General features: G+C 71.1%; 10 protein-coding genes and 1 tRNA gene. 8 read left to right on the forward strand and 3 right to left on the reverse strand.

Going from position 1 to position 15,177, the window contains the following annotated elements; translation table 11 throughout:
- The first annotated feature begins 59 nt into the window (after window positions 1-59).
- From ACIRJT_RS14485 to ACIRJT_RS14510, 6 genes are all read left to right on the forward strand, one after another.
- Window positions 60-1,082, forward strand: a complete 1,023-nt coding sequence (locus ACIRJT_RS14485; protein WP_403908950.1) for a 2-aminoethylphosphonate ABC transporter substrate-binding protein — start codon at window positions 60-62, stop codon at window positions 1,080-1,082.
- Window positions 1,083-1,290: 208 nt separating this feature from the next.
- Window positions 1,291-2,832 carry an alkaline phosphatase family protein gene (locus tag ACIRJT_RS14490; protein ID WP_403908540.1) on the forward strand — a complete coding sequence of 514 codons (1,542 nt, stop codon included), beginning with the start codon at window positions 1,291-1,293 and terminating at the stop codon, window positions 2,830-2,832.
- A 74-nt stretch (window positions 2,833-2,906) separates the two neighbouring features.
- Window positions 2,907-3,752, forward strand: a complete 846-nt coding sequence (locus ACIRJT_RS14495) for an HAD-IIA family hydrolase (RefSeq protein WP_403908542.1) — start codon at window positions 2,907-2,909, stop codon at window positions 3,750-3,752.
- 137 nt (window positions 3,753-3,889) lie between these two features.
- On the forward strand, window positions 3,890-4,465 hold the full coding sequence (locus ACIRJT_RS14500; RefSeq protein ID WP_403908544.1) for a hypothetical protein: 576 nt from the start codon (window positions 3,890-3,892) through the stop codon (window positions 4,463-4,465).
- A 1-nt stretch (window position 4,466) separates the two neighbouring features.
- Window positions 4,467-5,210 (forward strand): class F sortase, encoded by a 744-nt coding sequence (locus tag ACIRJT_RS14505; RefSeq protein ID WP_403908546.1) that lies wholly within the window; start codon window positions 4,467-4,469, stop codon window positions 5,208-5,210.
- Window positions 5,211-5,572: 362 nt separating this feature from the next.
- A complete protein-coding gene (locus tag ACIRJT_RS14510; protein ID WP_403908548.1) occupies window positions 5,573-6,619 on the forward strand; it encodes a glycoside hydrolase family 6 protein in 1,047 nt (348 codons plus the stop codon).
- Between the two features lie 85 nt (window positions 6,620-6,704).
- Here the strand turns inward: ACIRJT_RS14510 and ACIRJT_RS14515 are convergent, their stop codons facing one another.
- From ACIRJT_RS14515 to ACIRJT_RS14525, 3 genes are all read right to left on the reverse strand, one after another.
- Window positions 6,705-8,642 carry a galactose oxidase-like domain-containing protein gene (locus ACIRJT_RS14515; RefSeq protein ID WP_403908550.1) on the reverse strand — a complete coding sequence of 646 codons (1,938 nt, stop codon included), beginning with the start codon at window positions 8,640-8,642 and terminating at the stop codon, window positions 6,705-6,707.
- Window positions 8,639-10,570 (reverse strand): glycosyltransferase family 2 protein, encoded by a 1,932-nt coding sequence (locus tag ACIRJT_RS14520; RefSeq protein ID WP_403908552.1) that lies wholly within the window; start codon window positions 10,568-10,570, stop codon window positions 8,639-8,641. Before ACIRJT_RS14520 ends, ACIRJT_RS14515 begins: the two co-directional genes overlap by 4 nt.
- 532 nt (window positions 10,571-11,102) lie before the next feature.
- Window positions 11,103-11,176: transfer RNA gene (locus ACIRJT_RS14525), tRNA-Lys, on the reverse strand.
- Window positions 11,177-11,368: 192 nt separating this feature from the next.
- On the opposite strand from ACIRJT_RS14525, the gene ACIRJT_RS14530 reads away from it, so the two are divergent.
- Together ACIRJT_RS14530 and ACIRJT_RS14535 are read left to right on the forward strand one after the other, a co-directional pair.
- On the forward strand, window positions 11,369-12,661 hold the full coding sequence (locus ACIRJT_RS14530) for a peptidoglycan-binding protein (RefSeq protein ID WP_403908554.1): 1,293 nt from the start codon (window positions 11,369-11,371) through the stop codon (window positions 12,659-12,661).
- A gap of 29 nt (window positions 12,662-12,690) precedes the next feature.
- Window positions 12,691-14,952 (forward strand): SPFH domain-containing protein, encoded by a 2,262-nt coding sequence (locus ACIRJT_RS14535; RefSeq protein ID WP_403908556.1) that lies wholly within the window; start codon window positions 12,691-12,693, stop codon window positions 14,950-14,952.
- Window positions 14,953-15,177: the final 225 nt, after the last annotated feature.

Here is a 15,177-nt window from a genome sequence, read left to right on the forward strand (position 1 = left end):
CCATGCGCAACCACAACCGCAACCGCAACCGCAACCGTGCCCGTGCCCTCGCCCTCCCCATGGCCGGCCTCGCCGCCGTCACCCTCACCGCCTGCGGCGGCTCCTCCGCCGCGTCCGACGAGAAGTCCGTCACCGTCTACAGCGCCGACGGCCTCAAGGGCGAGAACGGCGACGGCTGGTACGACAAGGTCTTCAAGGACTTCGAGAAGAAGACCGGCATCGAGGTGAAGTACGTGGAGGGCGGCTCCGGCGAGATGGTGCAGCGCGCCGTCCGCGAGAAGTCCAACACCCAGGCCGACGTGCTCGTCACCCTGCCGCCCTTCATCCAGCAGGCCGACGCCAAGGGCCTCCTCACCGCGTACGAGCCGAAGGGCGCCGACCAGGTCGACGGCGCCGACCGGGCGGCCGACGGGAAGTGGACGTCCGTCGTGAACAACTACTTCGGGTTCATCCACAACAAGAAGGAGCTGAAGAACCCGCCCAGCACCTGGGAGGACCTGCTCGACCCCGCGTACAAGGAGAAGGTCCAGTACTCCACCCCCGGCGTCGCGGGCGACGGCACCGCCGTCCTCATCAAGGCCATGCACGACTTCGGCGGGCAGGAGCCGGCCATGGCGTACCTGAAGAAGCTCCAGACGAACAACGTCGGCCCGTCCGCCTCCACCGGCAAGCTCGCCCCCAAGGTCGACAAGGGGGAACTTCTCGCCGCCAACGGGGACGTCCAGATGAACTTCGCCCAGTCCAAGGACATGCCCAACCTCGGCATCTGGTTCCCCGCCAAGGGCGACGGGAAGCCCACCAGCTTCGCCCTGCCGTACGCCGCCGGCCTCGTCGCGAAGGCCCCGCACAGCGAGAACGGCAAGAAGCTGCTCGACTTCATGCTCTCCGAGCAGGCCCAGCGCGACGTCAGCGCCGTCGGCGGGGGCTTCGCCGCGCGCAAGGACATCGAGGCCACCGACGCCAACGCCGTCGAACTGGCCGGGCTGATGGAGGGCGTGGAGATCTTCGAGCCCGACTGGGCGGACATCGGCGCCAACCTGGACACGTACATCGACGCCTGGAAGTCGGCCACCGGAAGCTGACCGGCCACCTCTCCGCCACGGATTCCTGCGAAGGTCTGGACCCGACCCGGTTGTCTCGCGAAGGTAACGGGTCTGGTCCAGAAGGCCAAAAGCCTCAGAAGGCCCAGAAGGCCCAGAAGGCCGTTCACGCCCAGCCCAGCCCAGCCCAGCCCAGCCCAGCCCAGCCCAGCCCAGCCCCGTCCGACCCGTCTCCGTCCTGGAGGATCACGTGTCCCGGTCCCTGTCCCGCCGCTCCGTGCTCGCCACCACCGCCGCCGCGGCCACGGCCGCCGCCGTCGGCCCCCTCGCCACCGCCACCCCCGCGTACGCCGTGCCCGCCCTCCCCGACGGCACCAGCAAGGACAAGGTGCTCGTCGTCGGCATGGACGGGCTGCGCCACGACGTCATCGCCGCCGCCAAGGCTCCGCACCTCAAGTCGATGATGGCGAACGGGACGTACGGCACCTCGCTGCTGTACGCCAACCCGATGGCAGCCACCTCCTCCGGCCCCGGCTGGTCGACCATCGCCACCGGCGTCTGGCCCGACAAGCACGGTGTCAAGGAGAACTCCTTCGCCGGGAAGAACTACGGGAAGTACCCCGGGTTCCTCGCCCGCCTCGCCCAGGTCCGCCCCCAGCTCTCCACCTACGCCGCCGTCGACTGGAAGCCGCTGGACGCCCAGGGCACGGTCACCCCGGGCGCCGACGCCAAGCTCGTCCTCGACGGCGACGCCGACGGCTACACCGGCCACGACGCCACCATCGCCGCCGAGACCGAGTCGATCCTCCGGAACCAGAACCCGGACGTCCTGTTCGTCTACTTCGGCCAGACCGACATCGCCGGCCACAACTCCGGTGCCGCCAGCGCCGCCTACCGCGCGGCGATCGACGTCCAGGACGGCTACCTCGGCCGCCTCCTGACCGCGATCAGGGCCCGTCCCTCGTACGCCACCGAGCGGTGGACCGTCATCGTCACCACCGACCACGGCCACACCGACTCCGGCGGCCACGGCGGCAGCGCGATCGAGGAGCGGCGCACCTTCGTCCTCGCCCAGGGCCCCGGCATCGCGGCCGGCGCCCGCCCCGCCGACACCCGCCTCGTGGACGTCGCCGCCACCGTCTTCAAGCAGCTCGGCATCACACCCGACCCCGCCTGGGGCCTGGACGGCAAGCCGATCCAGGAGCGCTCCACCGACCCGTTCGAGGCCCTGTACCCCTCCCTCGCCGCCCGCGCGGACGAGACCGGCATCCCGGCCGGCGTCCTCGGCTGGACCCACACCGCGCCCAGCGGCTGGTCGGTCGTGAACTCCGCGATGGGCACCGGGGGCGTGGCCGAGTGGCGCGGCTGGTCCTTCGCCACCGACGAGTTCTGGAGCCGCAGCCAGCGCGACCAGTCCCGTGAGCTGAACGTCCGCTCGCGCGGGATCTTCGCGGTCGCCGACTCCGACGAGTGGGACGACAAGGCCTCCTCGGGCCCGTACGACTCCACGCTCGTCACCCCGGCGTACGCGGTCGGCGGCAGGTCCACCGTCACGCTCGGCCTCACCACGCTCTACCGGCAGGAGGGCGGCCAGAGCGCCCGCGTCCTCGCCTCCTGGAACGGCGGAACGCCCGTCGAGGTGAAGCGCTACACGTCCGACGTGATCTCGCAGCCCCAGTCGCTCACCCTGGACATCCCGTCCGGGGCCGCCAACGTGAGCTTCCGGTTCCACTACACCGGCAGCAACAACTGGTACTGGGTGATCGACGGGGTCAAGATCACGACTGCTTAATTATGCTGGGGGTGCCGGGACGGCGTGGTCCGGGCACCCCCAGCACGCAGTGCGTACGGCAGGAGTCCCGACACATGGCAGAGCGCAAGCCCATCTCATCCTGGCTCACCGACATGGACGGCGTCCTCATCCACGAGGGCACCCCGATCCCCGGTGCCGATGCCTTCATCAAGCGGCTGCGGGATTCCGGGCTGCCCTTCCTCGTCCTCACCAACAACTCCATCTACACCGCGCGCGACCTGCACGCCCGGCTGAAGCGCATGGGCCTGGACGTGCCCGTGGAGAACATCTGGACCTCCGCGCTCGCCACCGCCCAGTTCCTCGACGACCAGCGCCCCGGCGGCACGGCGTACGTCATCGGGGAGGCCGGCCTCACCACCGCCCTCCACGACATCGGGTACGTCCTCACCGACCACGACCCGGACTACGTGGTGCTCGGCGAGACCCGGACGTACAGCTTCGAGGCGCTCACCAAGGCGATCCGGCTGATCAACGCGGGCGCCCGCTTCATCTGCACCAACCCCGACGAGACCGGCCCGTCCGCCGAGGGCCCGCTGCCCGCCACCGGTTCGGTCGCCGCCCTCATCACCAAGGCCACCGGCAAGGACCCGTACTTCGCGGGCAAGCCGAACCCCCTGATGATGCGGACCGGTCTCAACGCCATCGGCGCGCACAGCGAGACCAGCGCGATGATCGGCGACCGGATGGACACCGACGTCCTCGCGGGCCTGGAAGCGGGGATGCAGACCTTCCTGGTCCTCACCGGGCTGACGTCCGTCGCCGACATCGACCGCTACCCGTACGGTCCCTCGCACGTCGTCGAGTCCATCGCCGACCTGGTCGACCTCATCGACCTGCCGGACCAGGTGGACCGGGGCAAGCAGGCGGACAAGGCGGATAAGGCGGATAAGTCCGCGTAGTCGGGCAGCTGGACAGCCGCTGACCTGCGCGGACCGTATCCGCAGCCGTTCGAGCCGTCGCCCGGGCGTCGCTCGAATGGAGGACTGCGGATGCGGGCCGCCGCCGCAGGCGTGAACCTTCCCGTAGGAGGTTCACGATGCGTTCAATGCCCCTCACATTCTGTGCCGCAGCGGCGGCCGCACTCATAGCCTTGCCCGCCCCCGCCGCTCTGGCGTCCCCGGTCGCCCCGGCCGCCCCGGCCGGAGACGACGACCGGCGCACCGGCACCGTCTCGGTCACCCCGTCCACCATCGCCCCCGGCGGGAGGGTGGAGCTGTGGGTCGACGTCTGCGGCAAGGGCCGCGAGGCGACGGGCAACTCCGACGCCTTCTCCTCGGAGGCCCGCTTCCGCCCCGCCGACGACGAGGGCCTCTTCGCCGAGGCCCGGATCCGGGACAACGCCGAACCCCGCTCCTACGACGTCTGGGTGACGTGCAAGGACGGGCGGGGCAAGGCGACCGGCACCCTCACCGTCGTCCACCACAACCGCCCCTCGCCCGCCGCACCCGTCAAGGCGGGCGGCGGAGGCTCCGCCACCCTCGCCGAACGGGCCACCGAGGCCGAGGGCCCCGGCACCCGGCACACGGTGATCGGCCTGGTGCTCGCGGCCGTCGCGGCCGTCGCCGTCGCCCTGCGCAGCTCGCGCCGGCGCCGCGGCCCGGCCGGCAGCTGACATGGGAGCCCCGGACCGCCCGGCAGGCAACGGGCGACTGCTCACCGGAGTGACCTGGGCCGTGCTGCTGCTCGGTCTGTGGATCTGGGGCCGGGAGGCCGGCGGCGGGCTCGGCGGCCTGTCGGGGCCCACCACCGGCGACGTCGCCGCGGTCGGCCGCCCGCTCGGGGCGGAGCTGCCCCCGGCCCACGACCCGCTCGACGGGGCGGCCCCCGAACGCGTCGAGGTCCCCTCCGTGGGGATCTCGGCCCCCGTCATCGCGCGCGGCCTCGACCGGGACGGTGCCGTCGACCCGCCCCCGTACGGAATGCCGAAGACCGCCGGCTGGTACGGCGACGGCGCCCGGCCCGGAGCGAAGGGCGCGGCCCTGTTCGTCGGCCACGTCGACACCGACACGAAGCCGGCCGTCTTCTACGGGCTCAGCGCGGTGAAGCCGGGCGCCCGGATCGAGGTCGCCCGGACCGACGGCAGCGTCGCGGAGTTCACCGTGGACGACGTCCAGCTCGTCACCCGCGAACGCTTCGACGCGCAGAAGGCCTACGGGCCCCGCGAGGACGGCCGGGCCGAGTTGCGGCTGATCACCTGCGGCGGAACGTACGACCACAGGACCCGCTCCTACACCGCGAACGTGGTCGTCTCCGCCTACCTCACCGGCGCGCAGGACGCGCAGGACGCGCAGGACGCGCAGAACGACGGGGACGGCGGGGAGCGCGTACAAACCGTGGGCCACGGAAGCCGCGGCTGACCCGACGCACCACGTGCACCAGGCGTCACGCCGTCAACCCGGCCCGGCCGAACGCCTCTCACGGGGCGTGCGGGCCGGGCCGGTCCTCGACCGCGTGCGCCCGGCCGCGGGAGTCGCCCGGCGCGGTACGGGAGGTCGGTGTGGTGAGGGGTGGGCCGGGTCGGGTTGCCCGCCACTGTAGAGGGAAGACGTCGGACGGATGACCGACTTTGGAACAGGATGTCCGGAACCGGTGTCCCTGTGTGACCGTTGTACGGGTGGGAGCGTGGGCGTCCGGCCGCTGTGCCAGGATGGATCGGACCGGCAGCACATCGGTGCAACCAGTGATGAACAGTGCAGGCAGTGCACCCAAGGGGGAGTGGATGTACGGCAGTTACACCGGCCGGTCCCGGACGCGCGGGCGCGCGGCGGGCCTGCGGACGACCGGTACGGCGGCGGCGCTCGGAGCGGTCCTGCTGCTGGCGGGATGCTCCGGCGACGGGGAGGGCGACGAGAAGAAGAGCGCGCCGACCGTCGAGCAGCAGCCCAAGGACAAGGATCCGTACTGGGTCAACCCCGACGGCAACGCGGCCCGTCAGGTCGCCGCGTACAGCGAGGACGGCGACGAGAAGAACGCCGAGCTGATCCGGAGAATAGCGCGGCAGCCGGTCGGCGAGTGGATCGGCCCCGACAACCCCGAGGCCGAGGTCGAGGGCGTCACCGAGGCGGCGGCCGCCGCCGACCGGGACGCCCTGCTGGTCCTCTACAACATCCCGCACCGCGACTGCGGCCAGTTCTCCAAGGGCGGCGCCTCCGACGGCAACGCCTACCGGACCTGGCTGGACAGCGTCGCCAAGGGCATCGGGGACCGCGGCGCCACCGTGATCCTGGAGCCGGACGCCCTGCTCCACCTGGTCGACGGCTGCACGCCCCAGGAGTTCCACGAGGAGCGCTACGACCTCCTCAAGGGCGCGATCCAGCGGCTGAAGCAGCAGCCCGCCACCAAGGTCTACCTGGACGCGGGCAACGCGGGCTGGCAGTCGCCCGACGCCCTGTACCAGCCGCTCCAGCGGGCCGGGATCGCCGAGGCGGACGGCTTCTCGCTGAACGTCTCCAACTTCCAGACGACAGCCGTCTCCACGGAGTTCGGCAAGAAGCTGTCGGAGAAGATCGGCGACAAGCCCTTCGTCATCGACACCAGCCGCAACGGCAACGGCCCCTACGAGGGCGGCGACCCCGCCGAGAGCTGGTGCAACCCCCCCGGCCGCGCGCTGGGCGAGACCCCGACCACGCGGACCGGCGACGAACGGGTCGACGCCTACCTGTGGATCAAGCGCCCCGGAGAGTCCGACGGCGACTGCAAGGGCGGCCCGAAGGCCGGCGCCTGGTGGCCGGAGTACGCGCTGGGCCTGGCCGCCGCCACGAAGTAGGCGGAACGCGACGAGGGCCGCGCGCGGGAAGGGGACCTCTTCCCGCGCGCGGCCCTCGCCACGTACGCCAGGTGCGCGACGCGCCCTACTCGGGCACCTCCACCCACATGCCCTCCGACGGGGTGCCCTGGTCGTCGGTGACGAACAGCATGTACCAACCGGACGGCACCAGCGCCCGGTTCTCCGGCACGGTGACGGTGATGCCGTCCTCCGACTTCTCCATCTCCAGCGCGATGGTGCGTTGGTCGGTGTCGGTGACATGGGTGACCGCCGAGGGCCGCATCAGCTTCGCCGAGGTGATCTTCGAGGCGTGCTGGGTGGTGAACAGGCCCGTACCGCCGCGCTCGATCTTCTTGGGCCCGGCCGTCAGCTCCGGCTTGGAGTCCCGGTAGAGGTAGGGCGGGGTGTAGATCTCGATGCGCTGCTCGAAGACGCCGGGCCGGGTGTTGGCCCTGTCGGAGTAGAGCGAGTCCGAGCCGAAGATCATGACCCGGCCGTCCGGCAGCAGCAGGGAGCCCGAGTGGTAGTTCCGGCCGACCGCCGGGTCGGCGACCTTCTTGTACGTGTCGCTCTCCGCGTCGTACAGCCGGGCCTGGAGCACGTCCGAGCCGCCGCGCCCCCGGTAGTCGCTGGAGCCGCCGGTGACCAGCAGGGAGTCGTCGGGCAGCAGAGAGGCGCTCGGGTAGCGGGTGCCCTCGGAGAGGGACGCGCCGTCGGTGAACCGCGGGTTCTTCTCCCCGAGGTCGACCAGCCGTGACTTCTCGCTGGAATTCTCCGACTCGCCGACCCCGCCGCCGCCGATCACCATGAACTTCTCGTCCTGGGCCGGGGGCAGCCGCACGGTCGCGGAGGTCTCCATCCGGTCCGGGTCGCTCAGCCCGGGGATCTTCTCGAACTTGTTCGTCGACAGGTCCCAGACGCCCGGGTCACGTCCCACGTCCGCCGGACCGTACCCGGCGTTGGAGCCGGAGTAGAAGAGCTTGCCGTCGTTCAGCAGGAAGACCGCCGGATAGGTGGGGAACTTCCGGACGATGCCGGTGTACTCCCACTCCTTGGTCTCCGGGTCGTAGATCTCGTCCTTGCCGGGGACGATCTGCCCGATCTCGTCCAGACCCGACAGCGCGAGGACCTTGCCGTCCTCCAGCGTCGTCAGCGTCGGGTACCAGCGGGCCTCGTTCATCGGGTCGACGGGTATGTACTTCTCCGCGACCGGGTCGAACTCGAAGGCGTCCTTGATCCCCTGGAAGTCCTTCTTGTCCAGGGCCAGCTTCTGCGCGATGCCGTAGACGTTGCGGGTGTCCGAGCCGGACAGGCCCGCCACCCGGTAGTTGTCCTCGGTGCCGGTCTCGTACTTCTTGCCGGTCCTCTGCGCCTCGACGTAGATCCGGCCGAGCCCGGGGTCGTTGCGCAGGAACGCGCCGGTCTGCTTGTCGAAGACCTTCTTCGCCTTCTCCACCAGCACCGGGTCCTTGGAGACGTACGTCTTGCCGTTCTCCTTCCCGGTGAACCGGGTGCCCGCGGGCAGGGTGATCGGCTTGTCCGGGTCCTCGTTGTGGACGATCATCAGGCCGCCGGCCTTGGTGACGTCGCCCTGGAGCTTCTCGTAGCGCTTGGTGCCGCCGGCTATGAGGAGTTTGCCGTCGGGCAGTTGGGTGTGCCCGGCGCAGAACATGTCCTTGGGCGTGGGGATGTCCTTGAAGACGTTGGTCTTCGGGTCCCACAGCACCGAACGGAAGCTCTTCGCGTCGAAGTTCTTCTGGTTGTTCCCGGAGCCCGCGACGAGCAGCACCTTGCCGGTGTGCAGCAGCGCCGCGTGGATCGTGTTGATCCGGTGCTCGGAGGGGATGTCCAGGAAGTCCCAGTGGCCGTTGGCCGCTTTGTACTCCGGCTGGTTGATCCTGTACTCGTGGTAGCGCTCGGTGCTGAAGCGGTACAGCCACGGCCCGTTCGCCCCCGCGAGCGCGAGAACCACCGCCGTACTGATCGCCAGGCGGCGGGTACGGCGGCTCGGACGGTACTTCATTTCTTACGTCCCCCAAGGGCGATCCGGGCGATCTGCATGGTCTGGTCATTGCCCGGCGCACCGGGCAGGGGCTGGGGCCTCGGCTCCGGGGCCGGTCCGCCGCTGCGGTGCGATCCGCCGCCCGACCGGCGCTTCTTCTTCTCCGCACGGATCGTGTACCGCCAGCCGATGATCGGCGCCGCGGTGATCAGCAGTGCCAGCGTGGCCCAGGTGATCATCGCGGGGTGGCTGTGGCCCAGGAAGAACGAGGAGATCATCGACGCGCCGAAGACGACGATGAAGAACAGGTGGATGCGGAAGGTGCCGAACAGCGTGTCCGGGCTCGACGAGTCGCCCTTGGGGGTCACCACGAACGAGCTCTTGCGGCGCAGCACCGCGTCCATCAGCGAGCGGGCGTAGATCGGCGCGGAGAGCGCGGACATCACCATGCCGGCCAGACCGCCGGAGCCCTCGGGCTCGTGCGGCGAGACGTTGTGGCGGCGGTTCCAGATGTACAGGCCGATCTGGAGCGCCGAGGCGTTGCCGTACAGCATCATCCAGATCGTCGGATCGATCTGCACGCCGGAGGCGCCCATGCCGAGGAACAGCGCGCAACTGAGGGCCGCGAGGATCCAGTTCAGGGCCGACATCGGATAGAAGATGATCATCATCGTGTAGTTGAAGAGCTTGCCGGGCGGCATGGTCCCGAAGCCCTTCCAGAACTGCCCGATGATCGTCTCGTAGGTGCCCCGGGACCAGCGCAGCTGCTGGGTGAAGAAGTCCGTCCACGCGGTCGGGCCCTCGCCGACGGCCAGCACGTCCGGGGTGTAGACCGAGCGCCACTTCTTCCCCGTGGCCGGGTTGCGGTGGCGGTGGATCTCGAAGCCGGTGGCCATGTCCTCGGTGATCGAGTCGTACAGGCCGCCGATCTGCTTGAGCGCCGAGATGCGGACCGCGTTGCTGGTGCCGACGAACATGGGCGAGCCGTAGCGGTTGCCCGCGCGCTGGATCAGGGCGTGGAAGAGGAACTGCTGCGACTCGGCGGCCTTGGTGACGAAGGTGTCGTAGTTGCCGTAGACCTGCGGGCCGATGACGAAGCCGACGTCCGGGTCGCGGAAGTAGCCGAGCATCCGCTCCAGGTAGTTCGCCATCGGGATGTGGTCGGTGTCGACCGAGGCGAAGAAGTCGTAGTCGCCGCCGTGCGCGTCCAGCCAGGCGTTGTAGTTGCCGTGCTTGGTCTTGGCGCGGTGCGGGCCCTTGGCCTGGTTCCAGTGCGCCACGCCCTTGCGGGAGAAGTGGTGCACGCCGAGCCGGGCGCAGACCTCCTTGACCGCCGGGTCATCGCCCTCGTCCAGCAGCCACACGTGCATCAGACCGCGGTGGCGGATCTTCACGGCCGCCTCCAGGGTCTTCGTCACCATCTCCAGCGGCTCCTTGCCGGGGACGAAGGAGGTGAGGAAGGCGACCTTGGTGCCGGACTCCGGGATCACCGGGACCGGGTCGCGGGCGACCAGGGTGGCGTGCGCGTTCGACAGGACGTTCATCGTGCGGAACAGCTCGATCAGACCGATCGAGACCAGCATGACGATGTCGAGGACCAGCAGGAGGTCGTTGTCCAGGTTCGGATCGCGGTCCGTCCAGTGGCTGGGCTGCATCAGCCAGGCGAAGAGGCCGAGCGAGACGAGGGGAGCCGCGCCGAGCAGGAGTGCCGCGCGCACCCGGTGCGGCTCCTGCGATATGAGCGAGCGGTACCGGACCTTGTACGGCTTGCCCGCGGGGGGCTGCGTCAGCGGTCCGGCGAGCCGGCTGTAGTGCTCGTAGTCGTAGCGCGGCAGCTCCTTCTTGGCGCGCCGCCGCGCCGCGCCGGCCCGCAGCCCCGCGGGTATCCGGAGCTGCGTCGTCCGGGAAGCGTCGTTCTCCTGCCGGTCGCCTGGCGGCGTCGACGTCATGGGTACATCCCCCCGCACGCATGCTGGTGCGTGCTGTTCGGTCTCTCTCTTCGTGCGCGGTGGGCCCCCGTTCTTCACCGGGCACGCACACGGTGGCGGGCCACCGTCCCCACAGACATGGAACGGCAGCCTTCCGGTTGCATGATGCCCCCTCGGCGTCCGCCCTTGAGCGGGACCCCCACCCCGCGGCGCAGACAACCGGAACGTCACGCTCTGCTGCGCCAACTGTACGGATCAGCAGCCCTCTTGGACCTGACGGTCCTCAGACAGATTGTCCGACACCGAACGGGATCGCAAGGGTGAAACAGGCTGTTTGTCGGTCATACGTACGATTTGACCCCACCTTGTGGAGAGGGTGTGACGAAGTGGAGGCCGACGCTCACCCTCTCACTCGACTCCCCTCCGTCACTGATCCGTGACGGTCCGGTGCCGGGTGGGTAGCTGTGCGTGTGCGGTCAACGGGTGTTGTCGGATCCCGGACGGGGAATGATCAAAGCCCCCTCACTGAACGTGAGAGGGCTTTGACTGTGCGTGCGCCGTCAGGGACTCGAACCCCGGACCCGCTGATTAAGAGTCAGCTGCTCTAACCAACTGAGCTAACGGCGCCTGCTGACCTGGAGAACTTTACCCGACTCCCAGGGGTGCTCCGAACCATTTACCGGACGCCACGCCCCGTCAGATAGTCGTTTTTTTCCTTTGTTCCGTCAAAATGCGATATGTCAGGAGAGTTGAGAGACTGACGCCCGTTACGGCTGCGCCCAAAGATCTTGACGAATGACGAGTGCGGAGGGGAATCGCATGACTGTGCCGGTCTTCGAGGAGTACGAACCCGCCATCGACTGCGGATGCGCGGGGTGCGCCGTGCGGCGGCGCTCCGCCGCACGGGCCCTGCCGGTGCGGCGCGGCGGCCACCCCGCCGCGCACGGTGCGCGCCGCGCCCTGGTGCTGGCCACGGCCGCCGGGGTGGTCCTCTCCTGCGGAGCCGCGGGGGCGGCCGCGGTCGCCGGCCACGCCCCCGGGCCCCCGCGCGCCGACGGGGGAGCCGATCCCGAACCGGCGACCCCGCAGGGTGAACAGGGGCCGCTGCGGGGCACCGGCGCCTCGGGCCCGCCGTCCGCCGGATCGGCCGTGCCGAAGACGACCAGGGCCGACATCATCGACCGGGCCAAGCGCTGGGTGAGCGCGAAGGTCCCGTACAGCATGGAGAAGTACTGGTCGGACGGTTACCGCCAGGACTGCTCGGGCTATGTCTCGATGGCCTGGAACCTCGGCAGCAACGAGTGGACCGGCAGCCTCGCCGCCTACGGGACCCGGATCGCCCGCGCCGACCTCCAGCCCGGCGACATCCTCCTCTTCCACAACCCGGCCGACCCCTCCAAGGGTTCGCACGTCACGATCTTCGGCGGCTGGACCGACTCCACGCGCGCTCAGTACGTCGCCTACGAGCAGGCCCGCCCGCAGACGCGGAAGCAGTCGACGCCCCTGGCGTACTGGAACAACTCCGACCGCTACGTCGCCTACCGGTACAAGGGGGTCACGGGCGGTTCGCCCGGCTCCGGATCCTCCATCGCCTTCCCCGGGGCCGGGCAGTTCGGCCCCGGCGCGGACAACACGCACGTCACCGAGCTCGGCCGGATGCTGGTCCAGCGGGGTGGCAAGCGTTTCTACGCGGTCGGCCCCGGGCCCGGGTGGAGCGCGGCCGACAGGCGTGCGACCCAGGCGTTCCAGCGGGCGCAGGGCTGGCAGGGCAAGGAGGCCGACGGCATCCCGGGCCCGGACACCTGGCGCCTGCTGGCGACCGGCGGCGGACGGAACATTCCGGCCACCGGCGCGGGCGGCAGCCCTGGTACAGCCGTCGCGTTCCCCGGACGCGGCTATTTCAAGCCGGGGCAGTCCAACAGCCATGTCGACCGGCTCGGCGAACAGTTGGTGAAGAAGGGATACGGCAAGCACTACGTGTCGGGCCCCGACCCGCGCTGGACCGAGGCCGACCGCCGCAACGTCGAGGCGTTCCAGCGGGCCCAGGGCTGGCGCGGCGGAGCGGCCGACGGTTATCCGGGGCCGGAGACCTGGCGCCGGCTCTTCGCGTGACGGACGTGACGGAAAGGAATAGGCAACCGGTGACCCCCAACGACGACCAGACCCCCCGGACCACCCCCACCCCCACCCCCACCCCCACCCCCACCCCCACCCCCACCCCCACCCCCACTTCCACCCCCAGTCCCCACCCTCTGGGCGACCAGCTCCCGCCGTCCCTCTTCGCCCCACCGGGCGAGGGGAGCCCGCCCCCGCTCTTCGGTTCCGCCGTCGACGCGGCCCCGACGCCGGAGGCTGACCCTCCGCCGCGCCTGGACGCCGGGCTTCCGTCTCCGCTGTCCGACCACGCGGGTGGGGACTCCCGGTCACCGGCGGGTGAGCCTCCGCCTCCGCTGTTCGGCCGGGTGGGCGGGGAGGCGGCCCCGCCGACCGGTGGCAGCAGCGCGCCGCTGTCGGAGGGCGGCAGCGTCCTGCCCCCCGACGGCGAGCTTCCGCCGCCGTCGGGGGGTGGCGGTGGTCTGCCGTCGGGCGACAGGCTTCCGCCGCCGCTCTTCCGCCCCATCGGGGACAAGTCCCGGCCGCCGGAAACGGACAAGACCCCGCCCACGCCGCCCCGGACGGCCGCGGAACCCCCGAACGTGAGCCTGCACCTCGCCCCGCCCTCGGACCGGCCGGCTTCGGACCGCCCGCCCTCGGACCGGCCGGCTTCGGACCGCCCGACTTCGGACCGGCCCACCCCGGGGCGGCACCCGGATGGCGCTGCTGCGGACCGCCCGGCTTCGGACCGCTCGCCCTCGGACCGGCCGCCCTCGGACCGGCACCCCGACCGTCCGACCCCCGCCGCCACCCCCGAGCGCCCCGCCCCCGCGCGTGCCGTGCCGCTCGACGGGAACCTCCACCTCAAGCCCGTCCGGCGTTTGAGGACGGAACCCTCGGCGGAGTGGACCCCGCACCCCTCCTACGGGGCTGAGCCCGAGGGCGGAAAGAGGCCCGCCCGGACGAGCCCGGTCGGACGCGGGACCCAGGACGCCCCCGCCGGGGGACCCGTGGACGATCCCGGGCCCGACACCGAGCTGGACCTCGTCCTGGACCTGGCCCCCGGCGGCCGGACCGCCTCCGCCACGTTCTCCGTGCCCGTGCCCCTTCCCGTACCCGCGGCCCCGACCGCCGCCGCGACACCCGCTCCGGCCCCGCAGACGCCCCCGTACCCCGGCCGCCGCCACTCCGTCATCGCCAACGAGACCACCGCCTCCATCCCCGTACACCTCCTCTTCCGCGACGACCAGGAGTCTGCCGAACCGGGCACGGCGGCGGGGCTGCCCGCGGCCGTCGTCCGCCGTCCCGTCAACGGGGACCGCTCGCCCGCCACACGGCGTCCCCCCGTGCCGCGTTCGCCGCGGGCCCGGGTCGAGCCGTCGACCCGGCCCGCCCCTCCCGCCGACCCCCGCCTCGCCGAACGCCCCGGGCCCGCCCTGCCCGGCTCCGCCGCACTCCTCGTCGGCGCGGCCGGCATCGTCGGCGGGCTGGCCGTCCTGTGGTGGCGCGGCGCGCTGCCCGCCACCTGGCAGACGGCCGTCGGCCTCGCCCCCCGGGCCGACCTCGGCGTCGGCTTCGGCGCCGGGGCCCTCCTCGTCCTCCTCGCCACCGTGGTCCTCCTCGCGCTCGGCGGCCTCGGCCGGGGCCGGGTCGGGTACGCGTGGGTGCTGACGCTCTTCGGCGACTACCGGGGCAGCGTCCGGCGCACCGGCCTCGTCTGGGTCTCGCCCCTGCTGCTGCGCCGCCGCGTCGACGTACGGCTGCGGCACTGGCGCAGCGAGCCGCTGCCCGCCGTCGACGCGAACGGCACCGCGTTGCGCGTGGTCGTCCTCGTGGTGTGGCGGATCGAGGACACGGTCCGGGCGGTCCTCGGCATCGAGGACCACGAGGCGTACCTGAGCGCACAGGTCGAGGCCGCGATGGCCCGGGTCCTCTCCCAACTGCCCGCCGACGCCTTCCACGAGGACGCCCCGAGCCTGCGCGACGCCGAGGCGGTCGGCGACGCGCTGACCCGCATGCTGAAGGCGGACTGCGAACCCGTGGGCGTGGAGGTGTACTCGGCGCAGCCGACCGGCATCGAGTACGCCCCCGAGGTCGCGGCGGCGATGCAGCGGCGGCGGATCGCCGCGATCGACTCCCGGCACCGGGACAGCGTGCTCACCTCCGTCGTGGACGCGGTCGACGACACGGTCAACCGGCTCACCACGCGCGGCATCGTCGAACTCGACGACTACGAACGCAAGGCACTCGTCAAGGACTTGACGGTCGCCTTCTACACCGGTCGCAGCGGAGGAGGAGACGGGGCCTGAGGGGGCGGGGGAGGGCCGTGCGAGGTCGGAGAGGGGCGTGGGGGCGGTCCGGGGCAGTTCGCCGACCCGCCGGAATATGACCCTCATTGGTCTGGACATGTTCACGTCTCGTCAATAATCTAAGACTTGGTCTAGACCGCAGTACCTCGCATGCACAGCACCACGCACACGTACCAAGCGCGCAGCAGTCGAGCAATGCTCATGGAACCTCCCCCACGTTCTAGA

Source organism: Streptomyces sp. NPDC102283 (genome assembly GCF_044766265.1).
Taxonomy (GTDB): domain Bacteria; phylum Actinomycetota; class Actinomycetes; order Streptomycetales; family Streptomycetaceae; genus Streptomyces.

Excerpts from the sequence above, each read along its gene's own strand:
- ACIRJT_RS14485 (WP_403908950.1), top strand. The coding sequence starts at position 60 with ATGGCCGGCCTCGCCGCCGTCACCCTCACCGCCTGCGGCGGCTCCTCC.
- ACIRJT_RS14495 (WP_403908542.1), top strand. The coding sequence starts at position 2,907 with ATGGCAGAGCGCAAGCCCATCTCATCCTGGCTCACCGACATGGACGGC.
- ACIRJT_RS14500 (WP_403908544.1), top strand. The coding sequence starts at position 3,890 with ATGCGTTCAATGCCCCTCACATTCTGTGCCGCAGCGGCGGCCGCACTC.
- ACIRJT_RS14505 (WP_403908546.1), top strand. The coding sequence starts at position 4,467 with ATGGGAGCCCCGGACCGCCCGGCAGGCAACGGGCGACTGCTCACCGGA.
- ACIRJT_RS14510 (WP_403908548.1), top strand. The coding sequence starts at position 5,573 with ATGTACGGCAGTTACACCGGCCGGTCCCGGACGCGCGGGCGCGCGGCG.
- ACIRJT_RS14515 (WP_403908550.1), bottom strand. The coding sequence starts at position 8,642 with ATGAAGTACCGTCCGAGCCGCCGTACCCGCCGCCTGGCGATCAGTACG.
- ACIRJT_RS14520 (WP_403908552.1), bottom strand. The coding sequence starts at position 10,570 with ATGACGTCGACGCCGCCAGGCGACCGGCAGGAGAACGACGCTTCCCGG.
- ACIRJT_RS14530 (WP_403908554.1), top strand. The coding sequence starts at position 11,369 with ATGACTGTGCCGGTCTTCGAGGAGTACGAACCCGCCATCGACTGCGGA.